We start from the raw sequence: 21353 nt of genomic DNA, 5'->3' as shown, positions 1-21353 counted from the left end.
GTTCAGCGCGCGTCCGCGAACAGCGTTTCCATCTCGATCGAGGCCGCCCCGGCTCGTTCCGCAAAACGGCTGTCGTGGGTCGTGAACAGGATCACGCATCGTTCGCGCTCGGCGGCGAAGCGTTTGCACAGATAATCCCGGGCCGATGCATCCAGGCCGTTGCTGGGTTCGTCCAGCAACAGGACCCTGGGGGCGCCGATCCAGGCGGCGGCCAGCAGGAATTTCTTCTGCATGCCGAGCGACTGGGCCGAAAAGCGGATTTCCGTCCGGGTCTCCAGCGCCAGCGCGCGCAATGTTTCGCGGTCGGCCTCGCCGAGGCGCACGCCTTTGGTCGCGGCAACGAACTCCAGCAGCGTGCGGCCGCTGACGAAGGGATAGACCGGACTCTCATCGGGGGCGTAGCCCAACCGCCGTTTTGCCGCCAAGGGTGCCGAGGCGAGGCTGATGCCGTCGATACGGACCTCGCCGGCCTCGAGCGGGACGGCGCCCGCCAGTGCGGCCAGCAGGGTCGATTTGCCGATGCCGTTCGGACCCCGCAGCGCGTATACGCCCGCTGCCAGCGCCAGGCTTGCGCCACGCAGCACTTCACGTCCGCCATAGGTCCTGCGCAGGTCTTGCGCGGTCAGCGACGCCGGGGCGTTCATCGCGCGACTGCCGCCATCGCGATACCGGACCAGATACCGGCAAGCAGCAATGCGGCCAGGGCGGTCTGTCTGCCGGCGATCGCCAGCGGCAGGCGCAGCGCCGCGAGCAGCGACAGGTAGGCGAGTGCCAGCCCGGCCCATGCGGTGGCAGGGAAGTGGCGTCCCAGCGGCGGCAACAGCGGGATCAGCGGCGCGATCCCGAGTATCAGCACAAAGAGCAGGTCGCGCAGCGGCCAGTACCGTCGACCCGTCGGCAGAGCGGCCAGATACGCGTGCATGGGCGCGTGCGCGGCGCGCAGGGTTCTGTAGAAACCGCTCAGGACGAGTGCGATGCCGGCCAGCGCGAGGATCGTCAACGGCAGCACGCGTCCGTCGTATTCGAAGAAAAAACCTGCGCGGACGGTCGCGGCGGCGAGTATGGCGGCAAGCCCCAGACGCAGCGACGTTGCACCCGGCCGCGCCTTCAGTATGTCGTACTGGATGCCGACGAAGGACGGTAGCCATGCGCGGATGCCGGACGCGCGCTGCGTGCCGGTCCGCCGCATGGCGGACGATGGGTGCCCGCGCAGGCGCAACGCAGCCAGTCCGGTGGCCAGCGCGGCGCCCAGCGCGGCCCAGGCATGATGGGACGACGGGGTGCTCAGGGAGACCGCGAACAGGCTGTCGGCCAGGGCCAGCAGCGGCAGCCGCGCCCAGCGGCGGTCAAGCGCGGTGAGCTGGAAGCCCAGGGTCAGTACCAGCAGGGCGAGCAGCGAGACGATGCCGAGCGCGGTCGGCTCGGCCCGGGCGAATGCCGAGACGACGATACCGTTTGCGAGCAGGCCGAGCAGCAGGCTGTCGGCGAGCAGCAGCAGCGCAAGATCGGCCGCAAGCCGCGCCGATCGGGGGATGGGGAGGGCGTCGGCGTAGCGCATGAACGCGCCACCGAGAATCGGTCTCCGTTGCGGCAGCACCCAGGCCAGCGCAAGCGCCTGGGTTGTCAGCAGGTAGACGAAATACCAGCTTAAACCATGGCCGGCGGCGAACAGCGCATCCAGCGGGTAGGCCAGGGCGCGCAGTAAGGCGCCGATCGGGATGCCGGCAGGGGCGAGCAGCAGGGCGAGCGCGAACCACTGCCAGTGTCGGCTTGTCAGCTGCGCGGTGGAACGCGTATAGCAGGCGACGCGCAGGCGGATCAGTTGACGGCTGATGGCGGGCATCGGTGGCGGCGATTTGGGGTCAGCAGATGCTAGTGCCTGGGCGTGCCCGAGGCAAATCGCTGCCCGCGCGCGCGGGCAAAAAAAAGCCCCGGCGCGAGGCCGGGGCCATGCAATTCGACTTGAAGGGGGGGAGACAAGTCGATCCGCCTTGCGGCGGCGAGCGCCGGGCTAAGCGCTCGTTACCTATGACCGGGGGATGACGAAAAAGTTCACGCGACGCGCGCGGGCAAAAAAAAGCCCCGGCGCGAGGCCGGGGCCATGCAATTCGACTTGAAGGGGGGGAGACAAGTCGATCCGCCTTGCGGCGGCGAGCGCCGGGCTAAGCGCTCGTTATCTATGACCGAGGGATGACGAAAAAGTTCACGCGCCGCGCGCGGGCAAAAAAAAGCCCCGGCGCAGGGCCGGGGCATCAGCATCGACTTGAAGGGGGGAGACAAGTCGTACCCACCGGTGATCGGTGAGGAGCGCCGGGCTAAGCGCTCATAAACTGGGACTGCGCGGCGCCAGGAAAGTTTCGTGGGTCGGGCGAGTGCGCATGGGGGGCTGAAAAAAGAAGCCCCGGCACGAGGCCGGGGCAGTCGCATCGACTTGAAGGGGGGGAGACAAGTCGTACCCGCCTTGCGGCGGGTGAGTACGGGCTAAGCACTCACACATTCTGACCGCCATCGCAGACGAAAGTTTCGTCGTCGCGGAGATGAGGTGAGTTGGGGGCGGAAAAGAAAACCCCGGCACGAGGCCGGGGCAAAAAATCATCGACTTGAAGGGGGAGACAAGTCGAGCCCGCCAGGGAGACGGCGGGAGCGCCGGGCTAAGCGCTTGCAGACTTTGATCGGGCCGGAGCGCAGGAGTTCGCACGTATCCGATTCGAAATTTTTATTTCAGCGTTCGCTAATGGGCGGCGTTCCAATCCGTGCCGATGCCGATATCGACCACCAGCGGGACGTCCAGCGAAGCCGCACCTTCCATGCGCGCGCGCACGGCGGCACGCGCCGTTTCGATCTGCGATTCCGGTAGTTCGAGCACGAGTTCGTCGTGCACCTGCATGATCAGGCGAATATCCTCCGCCTCACGCTCGATCCAGCCGTCGACCGCCAGCATGGCGCGCTTGATGATGTCGGCCGCGGTGCCCTGCATCGGCGCATTGATGGCGACGCGCTCGGCCTGGGCGCGCCGCTGCCCGTTGCGCGAGTTGATTTCCGGCAAATGCAGCCGGCGGCCGAAGAGGGTCTCGACGTAGCCCTTCTCGGCGGCCAGCTTGCGGGTCGATTCCATGTACTCCCGCACGCCGGGATAGCGTTCGAAATAACGGTCGACATAGGCCTGGGCCTCGTTGCGGCCGATGCCGAGCTGTTTGCCAAGACCGAAGGCGGACATGCCATAGATCAGGCCGAAATTGATCGCCTTGGCCGCGCGCCGCTGGTCGGCGTCGACGGCCTCGCGCGTCACGCCGAAGACCTCGGCGGCGGTGGCGCGATGGATGTCCTCGCCCGCGGCGAAGGCGCGTCGCAGGCCTTCGTCGCCGGACAGGTGCGCCATGATGCGCAGCTCGATCTGCGAGTAGTCCGCGGCCAGCAGCACATGCCCAGGTGATGCCACGAAGGCCTGGCGGATACGCCGCCCGGCCTCGGTGCGCACGGGGATGTTCTGCAGATTGGGGTCGGAGGACGACAGCCGCCCGGTGGAGGCGACCGCCTGGTGATAGGAGGTATGCACGCGCCCGGTGTCGGGATCGACCCGTTCGGGCAGGCGGTCGGTGTAGGTCGATTTGAGCTTGGCGAGCGTGCGGTGTTCCAGGATTACGCGCGGCAGCTCGTGCTGCAGGGCGAGCTCTTCAAGCACATCCTCGGCCGTCGAAGGCTGGCCCTTGGGCGTCTTGCGGATCACCGGCAGCTTGAGCCGGTCGTAGAGGATTTCCTGTATCTGCTTGGGCGAGCCGAGATTGAAGGCGCTGCCGGCGATTTCGCGCGCCTCGCGTTCGAGCGTGCTCATCTGCGCCGCCAGCGCCGCGCTCTGCGCGCGCAGCTGGTCCGCATCGACCCTGACGCCGTTCCACTCCATGCGCGAGAGCACGCGCACCAGCGGCACCTCGATGTCCTCGTAGACCCGGCGCTGACCTTCGGTCTGACTGAGCCGCGGCCAGAACGTCTCATGCAGCGAGAGCGTCATATCGGCGTCCTCGGCGGCATAAGGAGTGGCGTCCTCGATCGCCACCGCGCTGAACGGGATCTGCTTGGCGCCCCTGCCTGCGACATCCTCGTAGGCAATGTTGACGTGGTCGAGATGGGCCTGGCAGAGGGTGTCGAGATCGTGCCGGGTGGCCGTCGAATCGAGGATGTAGGATTCGAGCATGGTGTCGTGCCGGATGCCTTCCAGCGTGATGCCGTGATGCAGCAGCACGTTGCGGTCGTATTTGAGGTGATGGCCGACCTTGGCCCGCGCAGGGTCTTCCAGCAGCGGCTTGAGACGCGCCAGCGTGCGTTCGCGGTCGAGTTGCTCGGGCGCACCGGGATAGTCGTGCGCGAGCGGCAGGTAGGCGGCTTCGCCCGGCTGGACCGCGAATGACAGGCCGACCACGCGTGCCTGCATGTAGTCGAGGCTGGTGGTCTCGGTATCGAAGGCGAACAGCTCGGCGGCCTCCAGGCGTTCGACCCAGCATGTCAGTGCGGGTTCGTCGAGCAAGGTTTCGTAGCGCGCGGCGGTCTTCGCCGGCGGTTTGTCCTCATCCGTAGCGGATGCGTCGGGCGTCAGCTCGCGCAGCCAGGTGGTGAAGCCGAGCTCGCGCAACTGCGTCCGCAGTGCGTCGGTATCCGGCGTGCCCAGTTCGAGGGTCTGCGGGCGGTAGTCCAGATCGAGGTCGGTACGCAGGGTGACCAGCTCGCGCGAGCGGGGTAGAGCGTCCAGTGCGCGGCGCAGGTTCTCGCCGATCTTGCCCTTGATCTCGTCGGCATGGGCGATGACGCCGTCCAGCGTGCCATAGGCGTTCAGCCACTTGACCGCGGTCTTCGGGCCGCACTTTTCCACGCCGGGGACGTTGTCCACGTTGTCGCCGATCAGTGCGAGATAGTCGATGATGCGCTCTGGCGGTACGCCGAATTTCTCGATCACGCCGGCGCGGTCGAGCACGGTCCCGCTCATGGTGTTGACCAGGGTGACGTGGCCGTCGACGAGTTGCGCAAGGTCCTTGTCGCCGGACGAGATTACCACCTGTTCGCCGCGTTCGGCGGCGCGGCGCGCGAGCGCGCCGATGACGTCGTCGGCCTCCACGCCCTCCTCGATCAGGATGGGCAGGCCCATGGCGCGCAGCAGCGCGTGCAGCGGCTCGATCTGTGCGGCAAGGTCCTCCGGCATCGGCGGACGATGCGCCTTGTAATCGGGGTAGAGTTCGTCGCGGAAGGTCTTGCCCTTGGCGTCGAAGACCACGGCCAGATGCGTGGGATCGTAGTCCTTCAGCAGCCGGCGCAGCATGTTGGCGACACCGTAGATCGCGCCGGTGGGCGCGCCCGACGGGCTGGTCAGCGGTGGTAGCGCATGGAAGGCGCGGTAAAGATAGGAGGAGCCGTCGACGAGGACGAGAGGCGCTTGGGACATGGCTTCGATTCGGGTGACCTGGCAAGCGTCATAGGGTAACCCGTAAGGCGTGGCTGTGTGCAGCACGCCTTATGCCGGGGGGCGATTTGTGTTAAAACGACGGCCTTTTCCCCGATGCGTCAGCGGTATCCCTCCATGAACCTGCACGAGCGTCCGCACCACCCCGAGCTTTGGCCCCTGAACGACTCGGAGCTGACCCGCGAGAGCTGGAAGATATTCCAGGTCATGGCGGAATTCGTGGAGGGTTTCGAGCGGCTTGCCCGCATCCGCCCATCGGTGAGTATTTTCGGCTCCGCCCGCACGCCGCCTGAAAGCCCGTTGTATCGCCTGGCCGAGGATATCGCCCTGCGCCTGTCAGAGGCCGGCTTCGCGGTGGTCAGCGGCGGCGGCCCGGGCATCATGGAGGCGGCCAACAAGGGCGCCTATCAGGGCAAGTCGCTGTCCGTAGGGCTGAACATCCAGCTGCCGCACGAGCAGAGCAGCAACGATTACCAGGATCTGTCGCTGACCTTCCGCCATTTTTTCTCGCGCAAGGTCATGTTCGTGAAGTACGCCTCGGCCTACGTGGTGCTGCCCGGCGGATTCGGCACGCTGGACGAGCTGGCCGAGATACTCACCCTGGTACAGACGGGCAAGACCCGCCGCATCCCGATCGTGCTGGTGCACAGCCCGTTCTGGGACGGGCTGCTGAAATGGTTCCGGGACGTGCTGGTGGCCGAGGGCACGATCAGCGCCTCCGACATCGATCTGATGACCGTGGTGGACAATGCCGCTGATGCCGTCGATGCGATTTTCGACCATTACGAGCAGCGCGATTTCGAACCCTCCCCGGAAGAGCGCGAGCGCCTGCTGGATCTGTGAGTATCAAGCGCGACTTGCCGGTCGAGCGGCCCGATGCAGCCGCGCTGCAGGTCTTTCTGTCTGCATGCGGCGAAGCGCCGCTCGCCGGGACGGGCGAAACCTGGCTGGGTTATTACCGTCTGCCCACGACGGCGGGTCGTCGTCTGATTCGCCTGTTCGACAGTGACGATGACCGTGCAGCGGCTGCTGCGCGGCTCGACTGTCTCGGCGAGGCGGGCATTCCCTGCCCGCAGCCGATTGCCGATGCCTGTGACGCGGCGAGCCATCGCCTGGGCGGGCAGGCGGCCCTTTTGCTCACCTGCCCGCCGGGGATGACGGCGGCGGACTATACGTCAGCGCGCTGCGCCGCGTTGGGCGGGCTGCTCGCACAGTCGCATCGCGCGGGCGAGGTTTGCGCGTCCGTGCAGGCAGGCGTCCGCACGGTGCGCGAATGGCGCGAGACGGCGGCGGCGCTGGCGCCCGGACTGCCGCGCGAGGAGGCCGTTCTGCTGCTGGATGAGGTGCGGTTCCAGGGTCTGTTCCGTTTCGGCGATTTGCCCCAGGGGCTGGTGCACGGCAACGTGACCCGGGACTCGGCGCTGTTCGAGGGCGAGCGCGCCAGCGGCATTCTCGGGCTGGAGGATGGCCGCCCCGATGCCTGGCTGCGCGATCTCGCGAGCGCGGCCGACGCCTGTTGCGGGCATGGGGACGGCAGCCTGGACGGGGAACGCACGCAGACTTTGCTGCAGGCTTATCACGGTCAGCGGCCGCTGACGCCGATCGAGCGTGGCGCGTGGCCGGTGATGCTCCGCGCGGTCGCGCTGCAGCGCTGGGTCGAGGCGCTGCAGGCGGGGTCGGCGTCGGCGGCGGATGCGTGCGCGCGTCTGCGCGACCGCATCGCGCACGAAAGCGAGCTACAGCGCTATTGGCCCTGAATCAGAAACGTCGGCGTCGAAGGCGAGCCAGTCGTCCAATCGCGCCTGCGCCGCTTCCAGGCCTTCCCCGTTGAGCGACGAAAACAGCTGTACGCTGGCGTCGAGACCTTCCCGGTCGAGCTGGCGTTCGACAGTGCGCAGCGTTGCCATGGCCGGACCCCGCTTGAGCTTGTCCGCCTTCGTGAGCAGGACATGCACCGGAACCCCGCCCTCCTGGCAGAGATCGAGGAGTTGCCCGTCGAGCGGCGTCAGCGGGTGCCGGATATCCATGAGCAGTATCAGGCCGGCCAGCGAGCGCCGGCCGAGCAGGTACTGGCGCAACAGCGCGCCCCACTGCTGTTGCTGCGATTTGGCCACGCGCGCGTAGCCATAACCGGGCAAGTCGACGAGGTAGCGGTCGTCCGTTACGGTGAAAAAATTGATTTGCTGGGTGCGGCCCGGCGTCTTGCTCGTGCGCGCCAGCGATTTCTGATGGCAAATGCGGTTGAGCGCGCTCGACTTGCCCGCGTTGGACCGACCGGCGAAGGCCGCTTCGCGGCCGATGTCCGGCGGCATTCCCCGGAGACTGGTCGCGCTGGTGAGAAACCGCGTGTTCTGATAGCGCTTATGCATGCCCGCTCTTTTGCCGTGACTGGAGCGCTATGGTATAAGCCATGGATAATAATGACTATAAAAAGGACGCTTGGGGCAGGGCGGTCCGTACCATAACAAGGGCCTGGCAAGGCCGGATGGGGGGAGTGTGATGATCAGCAGATGGATGTTGCCCGCCGTCGTGGCGGTCTTGGTGTTCGTCGGTGGCCGGGCGTACGCGGCTGGCGACCCCGCCGTGGGACAGCGGCTTTCCACGACTTGCGCAGCCTGTCACGGGGCGACGGGTAGCGGCTTCAATCCGCAGTACCCCAATCTCGCGGGGCAAAACTACAGGTATCTGGTCAAGCAACTCACGGAGTTCAAATCCGGCAAACGCCGTAATGCCACCATGAACGGCATGGCCGCCAAGCTGAGCGACGAGGATATCCGCCATCTCGCAGCCTATTTCGCGAGCCAGTCGCCCAAGGCCGCAGCCGGCGACCGGCGCCTGGTGAAGGCGGGTGAGGCGGTGTATCGGGGCGGCGATTTCGGGCGAGCGGTGCCGGCCTGCATGGCCTGCCATGCGCCCAATGGCGTCGGCAACGCGCCGGCAGGCTATCCCCGGCTCGCCGGGCAGCATGCCGAATACGTCTTCGCCCAGCTCGAGGCCTTCGCCAAGGGAACCCGCGACAACGATCCCAATCAGATGATGCGTGATATCGCCTCGCGCATGAGCGAGCAACAGATGCGGGCGGTGGCGCAGTACATGCAAGGGCTGTACTGAGTGGCGCCGCGGCAGTCGATTCAAAAGCGATGAGCAGCAGCGGGGGGAACATGAAAATCAGCAGTATTTTGGTAGCACTGGCGGTCGCCCTGGGCGCTACCGCCGCGGTGGCGGAAACCGCGCCCGTCCAGGATGCGGCGACGGCGGGCGATGTGAGCGCCGGCAAGCAGCTTTCGGCAAGCTGCGCCGCCTGCCACGGCGTCAATGGCATCAGCGTGGCGCCGGATTTTCCCAATCTGGCGGGCATGAGCGCGAACTATCTCCACAAGCAATTGGAGAATTTCAAGAGCGGCGCGCGCAAGAATGCCATCATGAATCCGATGGTCGCCGCGCTATCGGATCAGAATCTGCGCGACCTGGCAGCCTACTATGCAGCACAGCCGGCACCGGTGCCCGCCGCGGCGCCTGCCGCCGACGCAGCCACAGTGGCGCGGGGCGAGCGGATCTACCGCGAGGGGGTGGCCGGGGCGGGCGTCAGCGCCTGTATCCGCTGTCACGGCGTGGACGGGGCTGGCCAGCTTGGCCACTTCCCGCGGCTGGCCGGACAACACGCCAAGTACCTCGTGACGCAGCTCGAAGCCTTCAAGAGCGGTTCGCGCGGCAACGATGCCGGCAAGATGATGGCGCATGTGGTCGCCGGCATGGACAAGCAGGACATGCAGGCGGTCGCCGTATATCTGCAGGGGCTGCGCTGAGCCGATCCCCGGCCCCGTGGCGCACGGGGCCGGGGGGAACTTTTGTCTGGCGGTCGACACTAAAATGGTCCAAGCTGTACGCTTTTTATCCCTGCATCCGCGAATTGAATCATGAGCCAAGCCGCCACCCTCACGCCGCAGCGACCCTCGCCGCGCGCGCCGCAGACTACCTCTCGCATTCTGCTGGAATTCCTCGGCTCGATGAATTTGGCGGTCACCCTGCTGGTGATCGTGGCCATCGCCGCCATCATCGGCACGGTGCTCAAGCAGGACCAGCCCTACAGCGACTACCTACTCCGTTTCGGCCCCTACTGGTTCAAGGTGTTCCGCGACTTGGGGCTGTACGACGTGTATTCGGCCACGTGGTTCGTTTTCATCATGACCTTCCTGGTGATCTCGACCAGCGTCTGCGTTTACCGGAATGGTCCGAGAATGCTGCGCGAGATGCGCCAGTACCGCGTCAAGGTACAGGCCAAGTCGCTACGGCTGATGCGTCATCACGTCGAGCAGGAGACCTCCGTGGATGCCGCCGGCGTGGCCGCGCGCGCCCGCCGTCTGCTGGAGAACCACGGCTACCGGGTGCGCGAACAGGATCACGGCGATCACCGCGTGCTGGCCGCGATGCGCGGCGGCTTCAATCGCTTCGGCTACCTGCTGACCCATATCGGCATCGTGGTCATCCTGGTCGGCGGCATGCTCGACAGCAACATGTTCCTCAAGATGGCCGTTTCGCTCGGCAAGCTGAAGGTCGAAACGCATGACATCCCGGTGTCGCAGGTGCCTGCCTCCAGCCGCATCGGTACCTGGAATCCGTCCTACCGCGGAAATGTCAGTATTCCCGAGGGTTCGTCGGCGAACGTGCTGTTCCTGCAGCTCAAGGATGGCTACGTGGTGCAGCAGCTGCCGTTTACCATCGCGGTGAAGAAATTCACCGTGAAGCACTACGTCACCGGCCAGCCCAAGGACTTCGAAAGCGAGGTGGTGGTGCACGACCCCAGGACCGGCAAAACGGTCCACGACGTTATCCGGGTCAACCATCCGCTGGATTTCGATGGCGACAAGATATTCCAGGCGAGCTTCGGAGACGGCGGCTCCAAGCTGCAGTTCAAGATATGGTCGCTGGCTGGCATGAGCAAGCCGCTCGATTTCAAGGGTACGGTCTTCGGCAAGTACGCGCTGGACACCCAGGACGGCAAGCGGCAGCTCGAAATCGACAATTTCCGCATGTACAACATCGAACAGGTGCCGGGCACGGACGGCGAAACCAAGCCGCGCGATCTTGGTCCCAGCGTGACCTTCAAGCTGCGCAACACCCAGGGCGTGGCCAACGAATACGTCAATTACCTGGTGCCGCAGAAGGTCGACGGCACGGATTATTTCCTCAGCGGCGTGCGCAGCGAGCCGAACCAGCCCTACCGCTACCTGCACGTCCCGATGGGGCCGAATGGCGGCGTGCAGCGATTCATGCAGCTTGCCGAAGCGCTGCATTCGCCCGCCATTCTCGATGACGTGGCGGCCAGCATGGCCACGACCACGCTGCAGGCCATGGGTTCCGGCGCCGACGCGGCCACGCACGACAAGATCGAGGCTTCGATCAAGCGCATTCTGCAATTGTTCGCGAAGGGCGGATACCCGGCCGTACTGGACAGCGTCAAGGAGCGCGTGCCGACGGATCGCCAGAAAGAGGCCGCAGATGCCTTCCTCAAGGTGCTCAACGCGGGGCTGGAAGGCGTCTATCGCCGCGTGCTGGCCAAGGACGGCGTGAGCGCGCCGACCCAGAAGGACTGGGATTTCTTCCAGGCCGCCGTGCCGACCCTCAGTGTGCTGCCGCTTTACGGTTCGCCGGTCTATCTGCAGATGACCAATTTCAAGCAGATTCAGGCCGCCGGCCTGCAGATCACACGCTATCCCGGCGCCAAGGTCGTCTGGATTGGCGCGCTGATGCTGTTGGCGGGCATTTTCGTGATGTTCTTCGTTTCCCACCGTCGTATCTGGCTGCGTACCGAGGCCAGAGGCGACGGCGGCACCCGGGTGCTCTTTGCGGGTACCAGCAACCGTAATATGATGGAATTCGACAACCACTTCGCCCAGCTCAAAGACGCGCTGTTCAGTAAGCTCCGGCCATGACCGGGCCAGCACGCGCAGGCCACCAGAGGAGGATCCACCGCGATGTCGTCCGTACCGCATGATCTCATGGAAGGGCTAGAGAAGCCCTCGTTCCTACGCCAGCTGCGTCCGCTCGATTGGGCATGGGCCGCCGTGGTGCTTGCCGGCGCCGTCTTCGTCTACGTCCACTTCATCAATGAAATGTGGTATTGGCAGGAAATCATCCTGGCAATGGCCGCTGGCGGTCTGATCGCGGTCGGTTGGCGCTGGCGCGCGATGCAGGTATTCAGCCTGGTGGTCGCCGTGGTGAGCCTGTTCGCAATCTGGCTTTACGGCTCGGATTACAACGCTCAGATGACCAACCCGATCCTGCACTATGCCCTCTCGAGCCCGGCCGGCATCGCCTGGATGAACGGATTGCTGCTGGCCTCGACCGCAGCCTATGTGCTCGGTCTGGTGGCCAAGAGCGACCGCTTGTCCGAACTGAGTCTGCGTGCCGGCAGCTGGCTGGCCTGGAGCGGCGTCGGCATGGGCTTCATCTCGCTGATGGTGCGCTGGCGCGAGTCCTATCTGATTCGCCCCAGCTTCGGCCACATTCCCGTCAGCAACCTGTTCGACGTGTTCGTGCTGTTCTGCTCGTTGACCACGCTGCTTTACCTGTATTTCGAATCCAAATACCGCAACCGCGCGCTCGGCGCCCTGGCCATGCTGATCGTCAGCGCGGCGGTGGGCTTCCTGATCTACTACACCGTGGTCTGGCACGCGGACAAGATCGAACCGCTGATCCCGGCGCTGCAGAGCTTCTGGATGAAGATACACGTACCCGCCAATTTCATCGGTTACGGCGCGTTTTCCTTCGCGGCGATGGTCGGTGCGGCCTACCTCGTGCGCTTGCGCGCCGAGCGTGTGAACCCCGACGGCCGTATCGCGCGCCGTCTGCCCAGCCTCGAACTGATGGACAACGTGATGTACAGCTACAACGCGCTGGGCTTCGCCTTCTTCACGCTGGCGACGATCCTGGGCGCGCTGTGGGCCGCGGAAGCCTGGGGCGGCTACTGGTCCTGGGACCCGAAGGAGACCTGGGCCCTGATCGTGTGGCTCAACTACGCGGCCTGGCTGCACATGCGCTTCACCAAGGGCTGGCGCGGCAAGCCCATGGCGCTGTGGTCCCTGGTCGGACTCGGTGTGGTCACCTTCTGTTTCCTGGGCGTCAACATCTGGTTGTCCGGCCTGCATTCCTACGGCAAGCTCTGAACCATGCCCAATCGCCTGCGGAGCGCCGAATGAAATATCTGTGGGCGATACTGCTGCTGTTCCCGCTGGCCGCGTTTGCGGCCGGCGGGGCAGCCGATTCCTTCGACGAGGGCATCGACTACCAGCTGATCACGCCGCGTCCGGCGCTGCCGACCGGTGCGCCCAAGGGCAAGGTGCAGGTCGCCGAATTCTTCTGGTATCAATGCCCGCACTGCGCCAATCTCGAGCCGAAGCTCGAGCGCTGGCTGCACCGCGACAAACCGGCCGCCGCCGATTTCGTGCGGGTGCCCGCCGTACTGGCGCCTAACTGGTTTTTCATGGCGCGGGTGTTCTACACGGCGAAGCTGCTGGGCGTGGAGCAGCGCATGACCCCGTTGCTGTTCAAGGCCATTCACACGCAGGGCGCGCGTGCCGAGGATCTCGACGGTGTGGCGAAGCTGTTCGCCAAGCACGGTATCAGCGAACGCCGTTTCAAGCAGGCCTTCGAGTCGCTGGCCGTCGACACCCACGTGCGTCGGGCCATCCAGCTGACGCGCGAATACGGCATCAGCGGCGTGCCGACGCTGGTGGTGGACGGGCGTTATCGCGTCGACCCGGATCTGGCGGGCAGTTATGCGCGCATGTTCCGGATCGTCGACTATCTGGTACGCAAAGTCCAGGCCGAGCAGGCTGCCCGTCACCCGGCGGCCGGCGCGGGCGCTTGAGCCGCGCGGGCAGATGACCGACACTGGCATGGTGAACAGCGCCCACGCCAGTCCGCATCCCAGCCGTCAGCTTATTCGCCTGCTGAGCTACAACATCCAGGTCGGCATCACGACGTCGCGTTACCGGCATTACCTCACGCACAGCTGGAAACACGTGCTGCCCTACCCGGAGCGTATGGCCACGCTGCGTTCGATCGCCCGCTTCATCGCGGACTTCGATCTGGTTGGGCTGCAGGAAATCGATGCGGGCAGCCTGCGCACGGGTTTCGTCGACCAGGCCGAATTCCTGGCCAACAAGGCCATGTTCCCGCACTGGTACAGCCAGACCAATCGGCGACTCGGCCATTTCGCGCGCCATGCGCTCGGTCTGATGGGACGCTTCAGCGCGCACCGGGTGATCGCCCATCGCCTGCCTGGCCCCATCCCCGGTCGCGGCGCGCTGGAGGTGCATTTCGGCTCCGTGCATGAGCCCCTGGTGATCATTCTCGTGCATCTGTCGCTGGGTCGGCGTACGCGCCGTCTGCAGCTCGAATACGTCGCGCGGCTGGCAAACCCGCATCGACACGTGGTCGTGATGGGCGATCTCAACTGCGCGCCAGAGGCCGGCGAATTGTTGGCCCTGACCCAGAACACCGACCTGCGCATCGCCGAACATGGTGTCGCGACCTATCCGAGCTGGCGGCCGGTGCAGTCGTTCGATCACATCCTCGCGAGCCCCTCGCTGGAAGTGCGCGAATCGCGGGCGTATCCCGTGAACTACTCCGACCATCTGCCCGTCGGGCTGGAGCTGACGTTGCCCGCCGGACTCAATCTCTACGATGACGACGCCGCGCCGCTGGGGCGCGTCCTGGAACACTGAACGACTTCAACCCGGACCCGCGAGGGTATGCGATGGACCGTTTTCCCGTGATCATGGGCGAAGTGCTTTTCGATTGTTTCGGCGAGGATTGCGTGCTCGGCGGCGCGCCCTTCAACGTCGCCTGGCATCTTCAGGGTTTCGGCCTGTCGCCGCGCTTCGTCAGCCGCATCGGCCGCGACGCCCTGGGCGAGGAGGTGCTCGCGCGCATGCGCGACTGGGGGCTGGACACGCGCTGGGTCGAGACGGACGACGCGCATCCCACGGGGCGGGTGTCGGTCGTGTTGGAAAACGGCCAGCCGAGCTACGACATATTGTCGGCACAGGCCTACGACTACATTCTGCCGCCGGATGCGCTGGGTGCCTGCGACGACAGCCTGTTTTACCACGGCAGCCTGGCCGCCCGCAGCGAGGTTTCGCGGGCCACCCTGGTCGGTTTGCGCGCGGCGTTCGCCGGGCGCGTGTTCATGGACGTCAACCTGCGCGATCCTTGGTGGTCGCCGGACACCCTGTGGCCGCTGGCCGGCGACGTGGCCTGGCTCAAGCTCAACGAGGACGAGGCCGCCCGCCTGGTCGAGGACGGCGATGCGGCTCGCCTGGCGCGCGAGCGACGGGTGTCGCGCGTGATCCTCACGCGTGGGGCCGAGGGGGCGGATGTGTATGATGGGCAGGCATGCCTGCATCGCGTGACGCCGCCGCCCGTCGACCGTCTGGTCGATGCCGTGGGCGCGGGGGACGCCTTCAGCGCGGTGGTCCTGCTGGGCCTGATCGAAGGCTGGGAGTGGCCGGCATTGCTGCGGCGCGCGGCCGGTTTCGCCGCCCGCGTGTGCGGCTGGCGAGGGGCGTTGAGCGACGATCGAGCCATCTATCGGGAGATGTTGAGTGAGTGGAGGGGACGGACAAACGGCTGAGCGCGATGGCTGGTATCTGATGCATATCAGCCTGCACGGCCTGGTACGCGGAGACGACATCGAGCTGGGTCGCGACGCCGACACCGGCGGGCAGATCCAGTACGTGGTCGAACTGACGCGCGCGCTGGCGAAGCTGGGCGCGGTCGGCCGCGTCGATCTGCTGACCCGACGTATCGACGACCCGCGCGTGGGCGACGGCTACCGTCGCGAAGACGAGCCGCTCGACGATGCCGGGCGCGCACGGATCGTGCGCATTCCCTTCGGGCCGCGCCGCTACCTGCGCAAGGAGCGTCTCTGGCCCTATCTGGACTGTTTCGTCGATCTGGCCCTGCAGTACATCCGCAAGGTCGGCCGGGTGCCCGACGTGATCCACGCCCATTACGCCGACGCCGGGCAGGCCGGCGCGCGACTGGCCGCGTTGCTGGGCGTGCCGTTCATCTTCACCGGCCATTCGCTCGGCCGCGAGAAACGCCGTCTGCTGCGCGAGCGCGGGCAGAGCGATGAGCTGATCGAACGCCGCTATCAGATCAGTCGCCGCATCGAGGCCGAGGAACATGCGCTGGACATGGCTTCGCTGGTGGTCGCCAGTACGCAGCAGGAGGTCGAGAGCCAGTACGCGCTTTACGACAACCACGAAAGGCGTCAGGTGGCGGTGATACCGCCAGGGGTGGATATCTCGCGCTTCCATCCCGCCGCCAAGGGCGAGCGCGTGGGCGACTGCGTGCACGGCATCGAGCGCTTTCTGCGATATCCGAGGCGCCCGTGGATTCTTGCCCTGGCACGCGCCGACGAACGCAAGAACCTGGCCACGCTGGTACACGCCTTCGGCGCGCATCCGGATCTGCGCGAGCGGGCCAATCTCGTGCTCGTGGCGGGCGTGCGCGACCGCATCGGCGAACTGGAGAAGGGCGCCTCCCGGGTCTGGCGCGAGCTGCTGGAGCTGATCGACGAGTATGATCTGTACGGGCACATCGCCTACCCCAAGCAACATTCCGCCGAGGACGTGCCTTGCATCTATCGAGGCGCTACCGCCAGCGGCGGAGTGTTCGTCAACCCGGCCTGGACCGAGCCCTTCGGACTCACGTTGATCGAGGCGGCGGCCAGCGGTCTGCCGGTGGTCGCCACGGACGACGGCGGGCCGCAGGAAATCCTGCGCCACTGTCGCAACGGCGTGCTGATCGACCCGCACGACGCCGCAGCCCTCGGCGAGGCCCTGTCCGATACGCTGGCGGACCGCCGCCGCTGGCGCCAGTGGGCGCAGCGTGGGCTGCAGGGCGTGCGCCAGCACTACACCTGGACCGGCCATGCCGAGCACTACCTGCGCGAACTGGGCAAGGTTTCACGTCGCCGCAAGCGCGGTCGGGTGGCGAAAAGTCGCTTGCCGACGGTCGATCGCCTGCTGATCTGCGACATCGACAACACCCTTATCGGCGACCGCGCCGCGCTCGCCAAGCTGGTGCGGGCCATCGAGGCGGCCGGCGACAGCCTGGCATTCGGCATCGCCACCGGAAGGCGGCTGGACAGCGCGGTGCGCGTGCTCAAGGAGTGGGGTGCGCCGACACCCGACGTGCTGATCACGGCGGTGGGCAGCGAGGTGCACTATGGGTCCAACCCGCAGCACGATCGCGAATGGAGCCAGCATCTGGATTTTCGCTGGGATCGAGGGGCGATCTTCGAAACCCTGCGCGGACTGCCTGGGCTGCGCCTGCAGCCGGCCAGCGAGCAGCGTGCGCACAAGGTCAGCTATTACGCCGATGCCGCCCGCATGCCCGGCGTGCCGGCCATCCGTCGCGAACTGCGGCGGCGCGGCATACACGTCAACGTGATCTATTCGCATGAAGCCTATATCGACATTCTGCCCATCCGCGCCTCCAAGGGCCTGGCGGTACGCTACGTGGCCGATCGATGGGGGCTGAGCATGGACCATGTTCTCGTGGCCGGCGATTCCGGCAACGACGAAGAAATGCTGACCGGACACAGCCTCGGCGTGGTGGTCGGCAACCACAGCCCGGAGCTGGGCCACCTCAAGGGGCGCAAGCGGGTGTACTTCGCCCGCGCCGAACACGCCGCCGGGGTGCTGGAGGGTATCGAGCACTACCATTTCCTGGGCAAGATACAGCAGCCGCGCTACGACTGAACGACCCCGAACCTGCCACCGCCCACTTCAAGGAGGCGCGTATGTCGGAAGACGTGACGGACGGAGCCATCGACGAACTGCGCGAATATGCGGAGCGGCATCGCGAGACCCTTTATCTGCTGTTGCGCGGCCTGAGTGCGGACACGCGCCGCCACTGGTTGCGCAGCGACCTGTGGGACCACTACGTTGACTTTCTCGCCGAGCGCGGCGAGGCGCCTGCGGACGGCCCGTTGACGCGCTTCGTCGCGGCGGCGGAGGAGGCGGTGGTCGATGCGCCCTGGCTGGGTTTCTCCGTGCGCCCCGGCGTCGGTTTCCGCTATTACCTCAGAATCAACGCCGAGACCCTGCATATCGACGGCCTCGACGTGTCCGAGTTTCTTGCCTACAAGGAGCGCATGGTGCTGGCGCAGCCCGAGCTGCCCTGGCAGCTCGAGTTCGACATCGCGCCCTTCAACCGCGAATTCCCGCGTCTGGAGGAAGCCCGATCCATCGGCCGCGGCGTGGAATTCCTTAACCGCAGGCTGTCCAGCCAGCTGTTCCAGGAATCCGGCCGGCGGGCCAAGAGCCTGCTCGATTTCCTACGCGTGCACGCCTACCGCGGACAGCAACTGATGCTGGGCGAGCAGATCCGCGATGTCGCGGCGCTGCGCACGGCGTTGCGCCGCGCGGAGCGGGCTCTCGCACATCAATCGCCCGACACGCCCTGGTCGACGCTCGCGCCGCTGCTCGCGCCGCTGGGCTTCGAACCGGGCTGGGGCCGCGACGCGGCGCGCGCGCTGGAAACGCTGCGGCTGCTGTCGGATATTCTGGAAGCGCCGGACCCCGCGGTGCTCGAGCGCTTTCTGGCACGGGTGCCGATGATATTCAACCTGCTGATCCTGTCGCCGCACGGTTATTTCGGCCAGGCCAACGTGCTCGGGCGCCCGGATACCGGCGGCCAGGTCGTGTACATCCTCGATCAGGTGCGCGCGCTGGAGCGGGAAATGCGCGCGCGCATCGAGGCTCAGGGGCTGGACATCGAACCCAACATCGTCGTGGTCACGCGCCTGATTCCCGAGGCCGACGGCACCACCTGCAACGAGCCGCTCGAACCGATCGCGGGCACGCGCGCCTCGCGCATACTGCGCGTGCCATTCCGCAATCCGGAGGGCGACGTGGTGCCGCACTGGATCTCGCGCTTCGAGGTGTGGCCCTATCTCGAACGCTTCGCGGGCGAGGTCCAGCAGGCCGTGACCATGGAGCTGGACGGCCGCCCCGACCTGATCGTCGGCAACTACTCCGACGGCAACCTCGTCGCCAGCATGCTGGCCAGCCGCATGGGCGTGACCCAGTGCAACATCGCCCATGCGCTGGAAAAAACCAAATACCTGTTCTCCGATCTCTACTGGCGCGAGAACGATGCCGAATACCACTTCGCCACCCAGTACACGGCCGACCTGATCGCCATGAACGCCGCCGATTTCATCGTCACCAGCACCTACCAGGAGATCGCCGGCACCGACGACAGCATCGGCCAGTACGAGAGCTACGAATCCTTTACCCTGCCCTCGCTGTACCGGGTGGTGCGCGGCATCGACATCTTCGATCCCAAGTTCAACATCGTCTCGCCCGGCGCGGATGCGGACGTGTACTTTCCCTACACCGATCAGGCGCGCCGGCTCACGGGTCTGCACGACGAACTGCGCGAGCTGGTGTTCGGCGCCCCCGGCGCGCAGGCTCGCGGCTGTTTCGAGGACGCCGGGCGGCCGCTGCTGTTCACCATGGCGCGGCTCGACCGGATCAAGAACATCGCCGGCCTGGTCGAGTGGTACGCCGCCAGCGAGCGCCTGCGCGGCCAGGCCAATCTACTGGTGATCGCGGGGCACATCGACCCCGGCGCCTCCGACGATCGCGAGGAACAGGCGCAGATCGAACACATGCATGCGCTGTTCGACCGTTATGGCCTGGACGGGCAGGTGCGCTGGCTGGGGATGCGGCTCGACAAGATGCTCGCCGGCGAGCTGTACCGCTTCATCGCCGACCTGCGCGGCGCCTTCGTGCAGCCGGCGCTGTTCGAGGCCTTCGGGCTGACCGTGATCGAGGCCATGAGCTCCGGTCTGCCGACCTTCGCCACGCGTTACGGCGGTCCGCTGGAGATCATCGTCGACGGCGTGTCGGGATTCCACATCGACCCCAATCACGGCGAGGCGGCAAGCGACATCATGGCCGGGTTCATCGAGCGTTGCGCCGCGCGGCCGGGCTACTGGGAGCAGATCGCGCAGGCCTCGCTGGACCGGGTCGCCAGCCGCTATACCTGGTCGCTGTACGCCGAGCGCATGATGACGCTGTCGCGCATCTACGGCTTCTGGAAATTCGTTACCAATTTCGAACGCGCGGAGACCCGGCGCTATCTGGAGATGTTCTACGGTCTGCAGTGGCGGCCGATGGCGGCGGCAGTGGCCGAGCGACCGCAGGGGTAGCACGGGGGCGGGGCGGCCTGGCCTAGCTTTTGTCGTGATGGCTGGCGTGGATCACGCCGGCGCGTTCCGCGAGGCGGCGGATATCCTCGATGATCCATCGCCCCGCCTCGTGGCGGACCAGACCTTCGCGCCGGAATCGCTGCAAGGTGCGGGTCACGACCACGCGCACGCTGCCGATCAGGTGGGCCAGCTCTTCCTGCGGAAGGCCGTGCAACAGCGCCGGTCGCCGTGTCGCCTCGCCGGCGAGTTGGCTGAGCAGCAGGCGCGCCAGGCGGGTCTGAGTATCGGCCAGGGCCAGGTCGGTGGCGAATGCTTCCAGCACGCGCAGGCGCGCGGCGACGTAGCGCAGCAGGGCGCGGCGTAGGGCCGGCTGCGATTCGAGCCATGTATGCCATGCCGCCAGTGGGGCCGACAGGGTGCTGACCGGCTCCAGGGTCTCGCGCATGACCGCATGCGGCTGTCCGTCCAGCAGCGACACCAGGCTGAAACCGTCCCCCGGGCCGAGTAGTTCCAGGCTCAATTCGCGGCCGCTGTCGGCGGATGCCTGGCTGATTTTCACGCGACCGCTTTCGATCAGGTAGAAGCGTTCTGTTGTATCGGCGTCGCCCAGCGCGGGGCTGTGCCCGGGCCATTGCATGCGAGTCATGTCGGCCAGCATGCGCTCGCGTTGACGCGCATCCACGCCGGCGAACAGCGGAGAGTGCTGGAGCGATTCGTCGATTGCGGGTGGTTCCGTCTGCTTCATTCGTTGTGTCCGGGCCGATTCGCGCCATCCGCAGAGGGCGCGGGGCCACATACGGCGGCGCGAGGTGGCGCCAGTCTAGCGGATTCGCCCGGCTCGATCAGTCGCCCGCCAGCCTGGACAGGCCTTCGCGTTGGAGCAGGTCGATCTCGCGTCCCGCCAGGGTGATCAGGCCGCGTCGGCGAAAGTCGGCGAGCAGGCGGCTTAAGGTTTCGGTGCGCATGCCCAGATGATTGGCGATTTCCAGGCGCGTCAGCGGCAGGCGGTAGCTGTGGGTCGAGTAGCCGCGTTCGCCAAGGCGCATGGATACGTCGATCAGGAAGCCGGCAAGACGCTGTTCGCTGCTCTTGGTCGCGATATCGAGCTGATGGTGCTGGCTGCGTACGAGCGCTCGATTCATCTGCAGGCAGATACGTTCGCGCAGGTCGGGATGGCGGCCGGCCAGGCGCATCAGCGAGTTGCGGCTCAGTTCGCAGACCTGGGTGGTTTCCAGGGCGACACAGGTCGCGGTGTGCGTACCGGTATGGAGCGCCTCGAGCCCGAGCGTGTCGCCGGGCAGATAATAGTCGCAAATCATTTCCCGCCCGCCTTGCCGGCTCAGCGAGATTCGGGCGCTGCCGGCATGCACGATCAGCAGTCGGCTTGCGGCCTCGCCGGCACGATAGAAGGTGTCGCCGCGACGCACGGGGCGCAGCGCGCGCACGTGCCCCTTGAGGCTCTCGAGATCGTCCGCGGGGAACGCGGCCACCGCGCAGCGCGTACGCAGATGGCAAGCGTGGCAGGGAACGCGAGAGCCGTTTCCGTTGTGTCGGGCAAGCCATTCGCCGCGCTGTCCCTGATCGCCCACGTGGAAACCTCGTATTCGTGCCGAGGCCATAAGATACCGGGCGGTCTGGATTTGCGAGGTGACCCAGGTTACGCATGATGTT

Annotated in this window: 17 protein-coding genes; 11 read left to right on the top strand and 6 right to left on the bottom strand. The window is 66.2% G+C overall.

What is annotated here, in order from left to right; all coding sequences use genetic code 11:
* Window positions 1-2: 2 nt before the first annotated feature.
* The 3 genes from THPRO_RS16980 to polA form a co-directional block, all read right to left on the bottom strand.
* Window positions 3-644: an ATP-binding cassette domain-containing protein gene (locus THPRO_RS16980; RefSeq protein WP_038090581.1), complete on the bottom strand. Its 642-nt coding sequence runs from the start codon at window positions 642-644 to the stop codon at window positions 3-5.
* Window positions 641-1843, bottom strand: a complete 1203-nt coding sequence (locus THPRO_RS16975; RefSeq protein ID WP_052064404.1) for a hypothetical protein — start codon at window positions 1841-1843, stop codon at window positions 641-643. The genes THPRO_RS16980 and THPRO_RS16975 overlap by 4 nt, the downstream gene beginning before the upstream one ends.
* An 888-nt stretch (window positions 1844-2731) precedes the next feature.
* Window positions 2732-5431: a DNA polymerase I gene (gene polA / locus THPRO_RS07735; RefSeq protein WP_038089167.1), complete on the bottom strand. Its 2700-nt coding sequence runs from the start codon at window positions 5429-5431 to the stop codon at window positions 2732-2734.
* 135 nt (window positions 5432-5566) lie between these two features.
* On the opposite strand from polA, the gene THPRO_RS07730 reads away from it, so the two are divergent.
* Complete coding sequence (locus THPRO_RS07730) at window positions 5567-6292, top strand: LOG family protein (RefSeq protein ID WP_065089459.1); 726 nt, start codon at window positions 5567-5569, stop codon at window positions 6290-6292.
* Window positions 6289-7206: a phosphotransferase gene (locus tag THPRO_RS07725; RefSeq protein ID WP_065089458.1), complete on the top strand. Its 918-nt coding sequence runs from the start codon at window positions 6289-6291 to the stop codon at window positions 7204-7206. Before THPRO_RS07730 ends, THPRO_RS07725 begins: the two co-directional genes overlap by 4 nt.
* Here THPRO_RS07725 and yihA read toward each other — a convergent pair.
* A complete protein-coding gene (gene yihA, locus THPRO_RS07720; RefSeq protein WP_038089161.1) occupies window positions 7186-7818 on the bottom strand; it encodes a ribosome biogenesis GTP-binding protein YihA/YsxC in 633 nt (210 codons plus the stop codon). The two genes, THPRO_RS07725 and yihA, sit on opposite strands and share 21 nt — an antisense overlap.
* Window positions 7819-7948: 130 nt before the next feature.
* Here yihA and THPRO_RS07715 point away from each other — a divergent pair, with 130 nt between their 5' ends.
* The 9 genes from THPRO_RS07715 to THPRO_RS07675 all read left to right on the top strand — a co-directional run bounded on the left by THPRO_RS07715 (window position 7949) and on the right by THPRO_RS07675 (window position 19682).
* Window positions 7949-8560 carry a c-type cytochrome gene (locus tag THPRO_RS07715; protein ID WP_052064268.1) on the top strand — a complete coding sequence of 204 codons (612 nt, stop codon included), beginning with the start codon at window positions 7949-7951 and terminating at the stop codon, window positions 8558-8560.
* Between the two features lie 50 nt (window positions 8561-8610).
* Window positions 8611-9255, top strand: a complete 645-nt coding sequence (locus tag THPRO_RS07710) for a c-type cytochrome (RefSeq protein ID WP_038089154.1) — start codon at window positions 8611-8613, stop codon at window positions 9253-9255.
* A 111-nt stretch (window positions 9256-9366) separates the two neighbouring features.
* The gene (locus THPRO_RS07705; protein ID WP_038089151.1) at window positions 9367-11382 is read left to right on the top strand and encodes a cytochrome c biogenesis protein ResB; all 2016 of its coding nucleotides are present in this window, start codon (window positions 9367-9369) and stop codon (window positions 11380-11382) included.
* A gap of 42 nt (window positions 11383-11424) precedes the next feature.
* Entirely contained in the window at window positions 11425-12615 is a 1191-nt protein-coding gene (gene ccsB, locus THPRO_RS07700) for a c-type cytochrome biogenesis protein CcsB (RefSeq protein WP_038089147.1), read from the top strand.
* 29 nt (window positions 12616-12644) lie between these two features.
* A complete protein-coding gene (locus tag THPRO_RS07695; protein ID WP_052064267.1) occupies window positions 12645-13319 on the top strand; it encodes a thiol:disulfide interchange protein DsbA/DsbL in 675 nt (224 codons plus the stop codon).
* A gap of 13 nt (window positions 13320-13332) precedes the next feature.
* Window positions 13333-14178, top strand: a complete 846-nt coding sequence (locus THPRO_RS07690) for an endonuclease/exonuclease/phosphatase family protein (RefSeq protein ID WP_236717276.1) — start codon at window positions 13333-13335, stop codon at window positions 14176-14178.
* Window positions 14179-14210: 32 nt separating this feature from the next.
* Window positions 14211-15086, top strand: a complete 876-nt coding sequence (locus tag THPRO_RS07685) for a PfkB family carbohydrate kinase (RefSeq protein WP_038089144.1) — start codon at window positions 14211-14213, stop codon at window positions 15084-15086.
* Complete coding sequence (locus THPRO_RS07680) at window positions 15058-17223, top strand: HAD-IIB family hydrolase (RefSeq protein WP_407922447.1); 2166 nt, start codon at window positions 15058-15060, stop codon at window positions 17221-17223. The genes THPRO_RS07685 and THPRO_RS07680 overlap by 29 nt, the downstream gene beginning before the upstream one ends.
* Window positions 17224-17264: 41 nt before the next feature.
* Window positions 17265-19682, top strand: coding sequence for a sucrose synthase (locus THPRO_RS07675; RefSeq protein ID WP_052064266.1), 2418 nt, complete (start codon window positions 17265-17267; stop codon window positions 19680-19682).
* A gap of 22 nt (window positions 19683-19704) precedes the next feature.
* Here the strand turns inward: THPRO_RS07675 and THPRO_RS07670 are convergent, their stop codons facing one another.
* Complete coding sequence (locus THPRO_RS07670; RefSeq protein WP_038089141.1) at window positions 19705-20427, bottom strand: Crp/Fnr family transcriptional regulator; 723 nt, start codon at window positions 20425-20427, stop codon at window positions 19705-19707.
* Between the two features lie 97 nt (window positions 20428-20524).
* Complete coding sequence (locus THPRO_RS07665) at window positions 20525-21271, bottom strand: cyclic nucleotide-binding domain-containing protein (RefSeq protein WP_038089138.1); 747 nt, start codon at window positions 21269-21271, stop codon at window positions 20525-20527.
* Window positions 21272-21353 lie beyond the last annotated feature (82 nt).

Origin of the sequence: Acidihalobacter prosperus, from assembly GCF_000754095.2 — a bacterium.
Classification (GTDB): Bacteria; Pseudomonadota; Gammaproteobacteria; order DSM-5130; family Acidihalobacteraceae; genus Acidihalobacter; species Acidihalobacter prosperus.
This window is presented reverse-complemented; position numbering and strand designations above follow the sequence as displayed.

Coding starts and splice junctions, on each gene's coding strand:
- THPRO_RS16980 (WP_038090581.1), bottom strand. CDS start 644: ATGAACGCCCCGGCGTCGCTGACCGCGCAAGACCTGCGCAGGACCTAT.
- THPRO_RS16975 (WP_052064404.1), bottom strand. CDS start 1,843: ATGCCCGCCATCAGCCGTCAACTGATCCGCCTGCGCGTCGCCTGCTAT.
- polA (WP_038089167.1), bottom strand. CDS start 5,431: ATGTCCCAAGCGCCTCTCGTCCTCGTCGACGGCTCCTCCTATCTTTAC.
- THPRO_RS07730 (WP_065089459.1), top strand. CDS start 5,567: ATGAACCTGCACGAGCGTCCGCACCACCCCGAGCTTTGGCCCCTGAAC.
- yihA (WP_038089161.1), bottom strand. CDS start 7,818: ATGCATAAGCGCTATCAGAACACGCGGTTTCTCACCAGCGCGACCAGT.
- THPRO_RS07715 (WP_052064268.1), top strand. CDS start 7,949: ATGATCAGCAGATGGATGTTGCCCGCCGTCGTGGCGGTCTTGGTGTTC.
- THPRO_RS07710 (WP_038089154.1), top strand. CDS start 8,611: ATGAAAATCAGCAGTATTTTGGTAGCACTGGCGGTCGCCCTGGGCGCT.
- THPRO_RS07705 (WP_038089151.1), top strand. CDS start 9,367: ATGAGCCAAGCCGCCACCCTCACGCCGCAGCGACCCTCGCCGCGCGCG.
- ccsB (WP_038089147.1), top strand. CDS start 11,425: ATGTCGTCCGTACCGCATGATCTCATGGAAGGGCTAGAGAAGCCCTCG.
- THPRO_RS07695 (WP_052064267.1), top strand. CDS start 12,645: ATGAAATATCTGTGGGCGATACTGCTGCTGTTCCCGCTGGCCGCGTTT.
- THPRO_RS07690 (WP_236717276.1), top strand. CDS start 13,333: ATGACCGACACTGGCATGGTGAACAGCGCCCACGCCAGTCCGCATCCC.
- THPRO_RS07685 (WP_038089144.1), top strand. CDS start 14,211: ATGGACCGTTTTCCCGTGATCATGGGCGAAGTGCTTTTCGATTGTTTC.
- THPRO_RS07675 (WP_052064266.1), top strand. CDS start 17,265: ATGTCGGAAGACGTGACGGACGGAGCCATCGACGAACTGCGCGAATAT.
- THPRO_RS07670 (WP_038089141.1), bottom strand. CDS start 20,427: ATGAAGCAGACGGAACCACCCGCAATCGACGAATCGCTCCAGCACTCT.